Here is a 7,727-nt window from a genome sequence, read left to right on the forward strand (position 1 = left end):
AGGTCCCCAGCTCATTGTTCTGGCGCGTCGTCCGATCGCAGCGTCCCCGCTCCGCTTCAATAGCGCTGGGGTGACCGCACCATCGACAGGAAACGGCTCTGCTCGGCCGGATTGTCGCGGAACATGCCGGTGAAGCGGCTCGTGAAGGTGGTTGCGCCGTGCTTGGCGACGCCGCGCACCGACATGCAGGTATGCTCGGCCTCGATCAGGATGGCGACGCCGCGCGGCTTGAGGATCTCGTCGATGGCCGCGGCGATCTGCGCGGTCAGATGCTCCTGGGTCTGCAGGCGCCGCGCAAAGATGTCGGTGAGGCGGGCAAGCTTGGACAGCCCGACCACCCGCTCGACCGGCGTATAGGCGATGTGCGCCTTGCCGTAGAACGGCATCATGTGATGCTCGCATTGCGAGGTGAACTCGATGTTGCGGACCAGCACGAAATCGTCATAGCCGGCGGTCTCGCCGAAGGTGCGGTCGAGCACCTGGGCGGGACACTGGTGATAACCCTGATAGAGCTCGTCGAAGGCCTCGACCACGCGGCGCGGGGTATCGAGCAGCCCCTCGCGCGAGGGATTCTCGCCGATGTAGTTGAGCAGGACATGTACCGCGGCCTCGGCCTCGGACCGTGAAGGCCTCGGCTGGTCCGGCCGCACGGCGGCAGCCAGGAACTCGGAAGGATCGAGCTCTCCCGGGCGCGCTTCGGGCTGCTTGGCATCGGCCGGCTTGTTGGGACGAATCGATTTGATCAAGGCATCCATATCGTCACCTCCGTTCGACCGGTCCTCGAGGACCGGAGTGTCACCGGCAGACGGGGCGGACTTTCCGCCAGACGCCTGAGAAAGGGACCACTGTTATTCCCGCGGGTTTCAACCCTATATAAGGCCAGAGGCCAGAGCCGCCAAGGCTCAACAAGGCCGAACCTGAGACCCCGATCCCATGCTGAATGACATCTATAACAAGCGGATCATCGAGCTGGCCGGTAACATTCCCCGGCTCGGCCGGCTGGCCGAGCCGGACGCCTCCGCGACCGCCCATTCCAAGCTCTGTGGCTCGACCGTCAAGATCGATCTCAAGATGGACGGTCCGGTTGTCACCGACTTCGCCCACGAGGTGAAGGCCTGTGCGCTCGGGCAGGCGTCATCCTCGATCATGGCGCGTCACGTCGTCGGCGCGACTGCGAGCGAGTTGCGCGCCTTGCGCGAGACCGTTCGCAAGATGCTCAAGGAGAATGGCGCTCCACCGTCGGCGGACGACAAATGGGCCGATATCGCGCTGCTCGAACCGGTGCGCGACTACAAGGCGCGCCACGCCTCCACGCTATTGACGTTCGACGCGGTGGTGGATGCGATCGGCCAGATCGAGGCCAAGGAGCAAGCCGGACCACAACAGCCGGCTGCGGCTCAGGGCTGAACTATCGAGAGAAGGCGGCCGGCGCTGCTACTGCGCCGGCCCGACGGCACCGACACGGGCCGGGATCGCCTCGGCGGTCTTGGTCGATCTCGGGGCCGGCGCGCCAGGCTCGGCTTCCGCTGCCTGGCTGGTGAAGCGATCCTGCACTTGCTTGGGAGCCAGTTCCGCGACCGGCACCGTTGTCTCGCTCGTCGGCAAGACGGCAGCCACCGCATCGGCCGTGACGAGATGCGTGAGGCGCAATTCGGAAGGCGACAGTTCGTGGAGCTCTTCCCAGGGCGGCACGCTCAGCGCCAGCGCCAGCAGGTCCCCGGCTCCTCCCATGTCGAAGGTATATTTCGCCAACCGCCCGACGTCGCGCTCCACGATCATGAGATCCTGGGCCGTATAGCTTGCGGCCTTGGCGTCGTCGGCGCGGTCGCCCATCCAGATCTGGTGGACGCGGACATGCGCTTGATCCGGCACGTAGCGCGTCTTGCCCGACAGCAGCAGGAACACGCACATCGACTCGCAATAGGCCTCCGGCGACACGCTGGTGCGGTCCCCCTTCGGGCCGTGGTCCACCAGAGTGCTGCCGACCGTCGTCAGCATGCCAAGCGAACGGAATCGGCGCCCGAGCGCAATCGAGTCGTTGACCGACCCGCCACTCGAGTCGAGCACCACGGTGGCACCATTGAGATCGCGTCCGCGGGCGAAATCGTCGAACTCCTTGGGGCTGTCCGCAGTGATGATGCCGACCGCGCTGACCCAGCCGCGGCAGTTCGGCTCGCAGCCGACCCAGCCGAATTTCATCGGTAGCTTGCGCTCTTCGAGGGTTCCGCCGGCGCGTGCCGAACCACCCAACGTCGCGACCAAGCCGGGCAAGGCCAAACAAAGGGCTGCGGCACCGAGCACACCCGCGGCGCGGAACTTGAACGGCCTCACCAATCTCAACGGACCCCCTTCTTCCGTGGCACCAGTAGCATCACATGATTCCGCAGTTTCGTCATCCGGGCGTTACGAAAACCGTAACCGTCCGAATACGGATCGTCCATAGGCGCTTTGCTGCGCCGCCACCAAAAGCATGTAATATTTTCGAAATGTGGCGCCAAAATCGTCAACCCTAGGTTCCCTGCTCCGGAACCGAGCAACCCCGCGCCCAATACGACAGCAATCCGCTCATGAAGCATTCAATCCCATCCGTCCGCGATCTCGCCACAGGCTTGTTGGGGCTCCCGCGCAGCGCAGCGCGCGCGCTGATCTGGATCTACCGGCACACGCTGTCGCCGCTGGTCGGCTACAACTGCCGTCACCTGCCGACCTGCTCGATCTATGGCGACGAAGCGATCGCCCGCTTCGGTATGTGGGCCGGCGGCTGGATGACGCTGGCGCGCTTGCTGCGCTGCCATCCGCTCGGCACCTCCGGCATCGACAACGTGCCGTTCACGGCGCCGCCGGGCGCGCGCTGGTACCTGCCCTGGCGCTATGGCCGCTGGCACGGCGTCAACGGGCCACTCTGACTTGCACGGGACGGCTTAGCTTGCCGCATTGCATACAAGCAAGCGTGCATCGCTGGCCATGGGAACTTTATCGCGAGCCTTGCATTGACGGGTTGCTCCCCCGGGAGGAAACAACCGTGCGCTGGAAAATCAGCCGCCAGGGTCACGATCCAAGACAGATCGACCTGCTTGCACTCCTGGCCCTCCTCGTTCTCATCGTCGCCGGCTTCAGATATCTCGCCGACAGGCCCGTGCCGCAAAGCACGGCATCCTTCATCGTGCCGAGCCAGAGCGTGCGTTGGTGATGGATGGGCCCGCCAAGGACTAGCGAAGAAGGGCTTGCGAACAAAGCTAGCGAAAGAACCAGAAGAAACCGTTGCGCTGCTGGTAGGGCTCGACCAGCGCCGGCGGACGAGGCCTCTTCGGATGCGGCTTCGCCGGCGGAGGCTCGGTGGTTTCCGCGGACGAGGTCGCGGTCTCGGCGGGCGACGTTTCGTTCGGCGCAAGGCGGACTGCAAGAAGCAGATTGGACTCATGGGAGCGCCAGCGATAGCCGATGCCGAAATCCATCGGCTGGGCCCGCCGGAACAGCTCGCCATATTGCTCCTGGTACCGCCCCGGAAATTTCTCGATTGGACCCGCATAGCGCCCGAACGGAAAGAACCGCCAGTGCTTGCGGCTGTAATCGGCGAGCGGAATGCCGGAATCGTCTTGGATCACGGTCGCGCTGTTGCCGAGGATGAAGTCGCGCACCGTCGAGAAATTGCCGGAATGCAGGAGATAGGACGCGCTCTTGAGCAAGCTGTTGCCCGGTGCGAGCGTGGCGCAGAACTTCAGGAAGCCGCTGGATTTGACGCCGGAATTGGAGAGATCGGTCGAGAAATAATAGAGGGTCTTCTCCACCCCGTCGGCACCCGCGAAGATGATGCGGGTCCCGCGCGTCGGATTCCTGCCGGCATCCTCACTGCCGGCGTGCACCGCCCCGTTCTCGTCGATGGCGACCGAGGTGGCACTGCGAATGGTCTTTCCGGACCGCGCCAGGAAGACGTAGAGGATCGGCAGAGTGCCGCTGAGCTGGCCGGCATGCAGATCCGTCTTCATCTGCTTGGTGATGAAGAAGCTGAAGCTCAGGATCGAGCTCAACGAGCGCTCGACGTCGTGCAGCGCCGCATCGACCTCGCCGCGCGGCAGTCTGGTCAGATCGGGAACCGCGCCCGGCGGTTCCAGCGCACTCAGCACATAAGTTGTCGCCTTGCCGTAGAACGCATCGGCGTAGAGGAAATCCGGCCCCGAGAACATGTAGAACATGGTCGGGCGCGGCGCCGCCAGGTTGACTTCCGCCCAGTGGCGGATCCGGGAGAGCTGGCGCTGGTCGAGCTGAGCGAAGGCGGTATCGAAGAAGCGCGCATGACGCTGCCAGGACGGATCCTGCGTGAGCGACGCCAGCGGTGAAGCGGCCGAGGGCGGCAGCCCTGCGAAGAACCGGGCTGTGTCATCGGCGGTAACATCGGCTGCGCGGGCGGAAGTGGCGGCGGCAAGGATCAGTGCCAGCAGGAGTGCCAGGGCGACCACCGCCATTTTGCCCAGGCGCAACATGCTAGTTGCGGCCCGGAGGGGCGATCGCGACGCCGGGATCGGCCCGTCTATGGAAGATCGCGTAGATGACGACGCCGGAAAGCATGATCAACATACCCAGGAGCGCCTGCACTGGCCGCTCCACCAGAAGATAGTACATCATGAAGCCGGTCACGAGCAGGAAAACGGCCGGCGTCACCGGATAGCCCCATGCGCGATAAGGTCGCGGCAGCTCCGGGCTGAAGATCCGCAGCTTGACGACGGCAAGCACCGTGAAGAAGGAACAGAACAGCAGCGAGAACTGGATGAAGTCCAGCACCTTCTCGAAGCTCTGGGTGAACAGCAGGAGCGTCGCGACGGCGAGCTGGAACAGGATCGCGTAGGCCGGCGCGCCGCGCTTCGAGCGGCGCGCGAACAGTCCGAGCACCGGGATGTCCTCCCCCATGGTCATCATGACGCGCGGGCCGATCCACATCATCGCCGAGATCGAAGGCACGAGCCCGACCAGGATCATCGCCGCGACGATGCGGCCGCCAAGATCGCCGAAAACATAGCTGCCGCTGATGCTCGCGACCTGGATCTGCCCGGCCAGCTTGTCGATCGGGGCCGTCCACAGGAATACCGCGTTCAAGGCGACATAGAGCACCATCACGATCAGGGTCCCGAACAGAAGCGACTTCGGCAGGCTCCGTTGCGGCGTGCGCAGCTCGCCGATGATGTAGGTCGCCGCGTTCCAGCCCGAGAACGCGTACATCACGAACACCAGGCCGATCGCAAAGGGTGCGCTGGTGATGTGGGCGAGATCGCCAGCCTTGGGCGCGAACGAGATCGGTTGCGGCTGCGCGACGGCGAATCCGGCGAACAGGAAGGCCAGGATGAGCGTCACCTTGACCAAGGTCGAAACGAGCTGGAAGGCGGAGGAGTGCTTCAGCCCGAAGAGCTGCACGATCGAGACCAGCCAGATCACGCCGACCGCGACCGGCATGACCGGCGCTTCGGGAACGATCGAGCGGGCATATTCGGCGAACGCCATTGCGGCCAGCGCCACCGGCGCCGCGAAGCCCACGGTCGCGGAAACCCAGCCCGCCAGAAAACCGAAAGCCGGATGAAAGGCTCGACCGAGGAAATTGTATTCGCCACTCGAGCGCGGAAACATGGCGCCGAGCTCGCTGTAGGAGAAGACGCCGCACAGGGCGACGATGCCTCCCACGCTCCAGAGCATCAGGATGGAAAAGCCCGATGGCATGTCCTTCACCTGGAAACCGAGACTGGTGAAGACACCCACACCCACCATGTCGGCCACCACGATCGCGGTCGCGACAACGACCGAGACACCCGGCTTGGCCGTAGGCCAGACCGTGCCGGAGGGGTTCGACGCCGCCATCTCGCTGCTTGTCCCCGGACTCATCCTGACCTCGCCCGCCAACGGCAAAAATCCACAACTCGAGGTTACGCAATACTTAAAATGCGCCGCAAATCAGGTAATATGGAACCTAAAATACTACCCGTGGTATCGCGGCGTTGCGAAACCGGCAACCATGGCCCACAATCACGACATGATTTCATGGTGTTCTTGCGGCCTCCGGAAGTGGGGAGTCTTTTTCCGGATGCTTAACGTCGCCTTGACGCCATCGCGGTAAATTTAGCCGGTCGACTGGCGTGGACTTGACTTGGGGCAAGGGTGGATGGTCGGAGCCGATCCGAATTTCCATGCGCATGGGATCGCTCGGCGGATGGCAACGTCCGGACGGCAGCGCCATGGTCGGGCGGACCTCCGCTGGCGGCGCGCCATGGTGTGCGCCCTCCTGCCGGCAATGCTTGTGCTCAGCCATTGCGGCGAGGCACCGAACCCCAGCGCGCTCGCGGCCAATGCGGCGCTGACCGCCAACGAATCTGCCCCGCCGTCGGGCGCCACTTTCGACGAACGTTTCCCGCCGCCCTCCTTCGGTGACCGCTTCCCGACCGCCAAAGAGAGCTTCGCGCAGCATCTGGCAGCGGATTTCTCGGCGGATCGCCCGCCGCAGGCGGCGCCAGCCCCTTACAAGGTCGCCTCCCTCGGGCCGGACCTGCCCTATCAGCTGCGGCCGACATCGCGAGAGGAGCTGACCACGCTGGTCAGCATGAAATCCTCGGCATTCCCCTATTCCGGCAACAACCCGGCGTCCGACACGCCGTTCCTCAACATCTCGCAAGGCGACCGCCGCGGCCATCGCAGCTTTTCCGGAAAGGTGTTCTGGCAGGACCAGACCTACAACGACAGCCGCGTGCTGGTGCACATCCCCGAGAGCTTCGATCTCAAGCGGCCCGGTGTGATCGTGGTGTTCTTCCACGGCAACGGCGCGACGCTTGAGCGCGACGTGCGCGACCGGCAGATGGTGCCGCAGCAGATTTCCGATTCCGGCGTCAACGCCGTGCTGCTGGCGCCGCAAATGGCCGTCGATGCCGCCGATTCCAGTGCCGGCAAGTTCTGGCAGCCCGGCGGCTTCAAGCGCTTCATCGCCGAATCCGCCGACAATCTCGCCCGCCTGCACGGTGACCCGGCCGCCGCAAGGGCCTTCGCCAACATGCCGATCGTCATCGTCGGCTACAGCGGCGGCTTCCTGCCGACCGCGTGGAGCCTCGAGGTCGGCGGCATCAGCGACCGCGTGCGCGGCGTGATCCTTTTGGATGCGGTCTATGGCGAGCTCGACAAGTTCGCCTCATGGATCGAGAATCATCGCTCCGGCTTCTTCGTCAGCTCCTACACCCACTACACCGCGCGGCATGACCGCGACCTCATGCGCATGCTGCAGGACAAAGGCATCAGCGTCTCGGAGAACATGGACGGCCCGCTACGGCCAGGCAGCGTGATCTTCGTCGAGACCGGCGAAGGCATCACCCATCGCGATTATGTCACACAGGCCTGGACCCGGAATCCGATCGAGGAAGTGCTGGTCAAGATGGCGGCGCCGTCGATGCGGGTGGCTGCGACCACCACCGCGTCCACGAGCCGCTAGAGCTTTTTCCGTTCCGATGGAATCGGAACGGAAGCTCTAGCTTCTTTGTTTTGACGCGTTTTCTTCACGCGAACCGGTATCCACTTCGCTCGAAAACGCTCTAACGCATACCTGCCAGCGCCTGATCAGCTCCTGGGCAATTTCGGCATGTTCTCGACAAAGCCGTTGTAGCAGGCGAGCCGCTCGTCCTCTTCCTTGGTGAACTTGCAGTCGTTGACGCCCTTGGCGGTCATCACCTTGGGCTTTGACGCTGGCAGGATCACCGCGTCAT

Annotated in this window: 8 protein-coding genes; 4 read left to right on the top strand and 4 right to left on the bottom strand. The window is 64.2% G+C overall.

The features are described 5' to 3' along the window. Nucleotides 1–56: 56 nt before the first annotated feature. On the bottom strand, nt 57–755 hold the full coding sequence (gene folE, locus JOY90_RS24235) for a GTP cyclohydrolase I FolE (RefSeq protein ID WP_291693640.1): 699 nt from the start codon (nt 753–755) through the stop codon (nt 57–59). A gap of 178 nt (nt 756–933) precedes the next feature. Here folE and JOY90_RS24240 point away from each other — a divergent pair, with 178 nt between their 5' ends. Continuing rightward, the gene (locus JOY90_RS24240) at nt 934–1,407 is read left to right on the top strand and encodes an iron-sulfur cluster assembly scaffold protein (protein WP_291693641.1); all 474 of its coding nucleotides are present in this window, start codon (nt 934–936) and stop codon (nt 1,405–1,407) included. Nucleotides 1,408–1,434: 27 nt separating this feature from the next. Here the strand turns inward: JOY90_RS24240 and JOY90_RS24245 are convergent, their stop codons facing one another. Then, the gene (locus JOY90_RS24245) at nt 1,435–2,340 is read right to left on the bottom strand and encodes a hypothetical protein (RefSeq protein ID WP_291693642.1); all 906 of its coding nucleotides are present in this window, start codon (nt 2,338–2,340) and stop codon (nt 1,435–1,437) included. 227 nt (nt 2,341–2,567) lie between these two features. Here JOY90_RS24245 and yidD point away from each other — a divergent pair, with 227 nt between their 5' ends. Together yidD and JOY90_RS24255 are read left to right on the top strand one after the other, a co-directional pair. Continuing rightward, nucleotides 2,568–2,906, top strand: coding sequence for a membrane protein insertion efficiency factor YidD (gene yidD, locus JOY90_RS24250; RefSeq protein WP_291693643.1), 339 nt, complete (start codon nt 2,568–2,570; stop codon nt 2,904–2,906). Nucleotides 2,907–3,022: 116 nt separating this feature from the next. After that, on the top strand, nt 3,023–3,190 hold the full coding sequence (locus JOY90_RS24255) for a hypothetical protein (RefSeq protein ID WP_291693644.1): 168 nt from the start codon (nt 3,023–3,025) through the stop codon (nt 3,188–3,190). Nucleotides 3,191–3,236: 46 nt separating this feature from the next. Here the strand turns inward: JOY90_RS24255 and JOY90_RS24260 are convergent, their stop codons facing one another. Continuing rightward, nucleotides 3,237–4,481: a hypothetical protein gene (locus tag JOY90_RS24260; protein ID WP_291693645.1), complete on the bottom strand. Its 1,245-nt coding sequence runs from the start codon at nt 4,479–4,481 to the stop codon at nt 3,237–3,239. Between the two features lies 1 nt (nt 4,482). Then, nucleotides 4,483–5,844: an APC family permease gene (locus JOY90_RS24265; protein ID WP_291693647.1), complete on the bottom strand. Its 1,362-nt coding sequence runs from the start codon at nt 5,842–5,844 to the stop codon at nt 4,483–4,485. Between the two features lie 406 nt (nt 5,845–6,250). On the opposite strand from JOY90_RS24265, the gene JOY90_RS24270 reads away from it, so the two are divergent. Beyond that, a complete protein-coding gene (locus JOY90_RS24270) occupies nt 6,251–7,456 on the top strand; it encodes an alpha/beta hydrolase (RefSeq protein WP_291693646.1) in 1,206 nt (401 codons plus the stop codon). The last annotated feature ends 271 nt before the right edge of the window (nt 7,457–7,727 follow it).

It is taken from the genome of Bradyrhizobium sp., from assembly GCF_019242285.1.
Classification (GTDB): domain Bacteria; phylum Pseudomonadota; class Alphaproteobacteria; order Rhizobiales; family Xanthobacteraceae; genus Bradyrhizobium.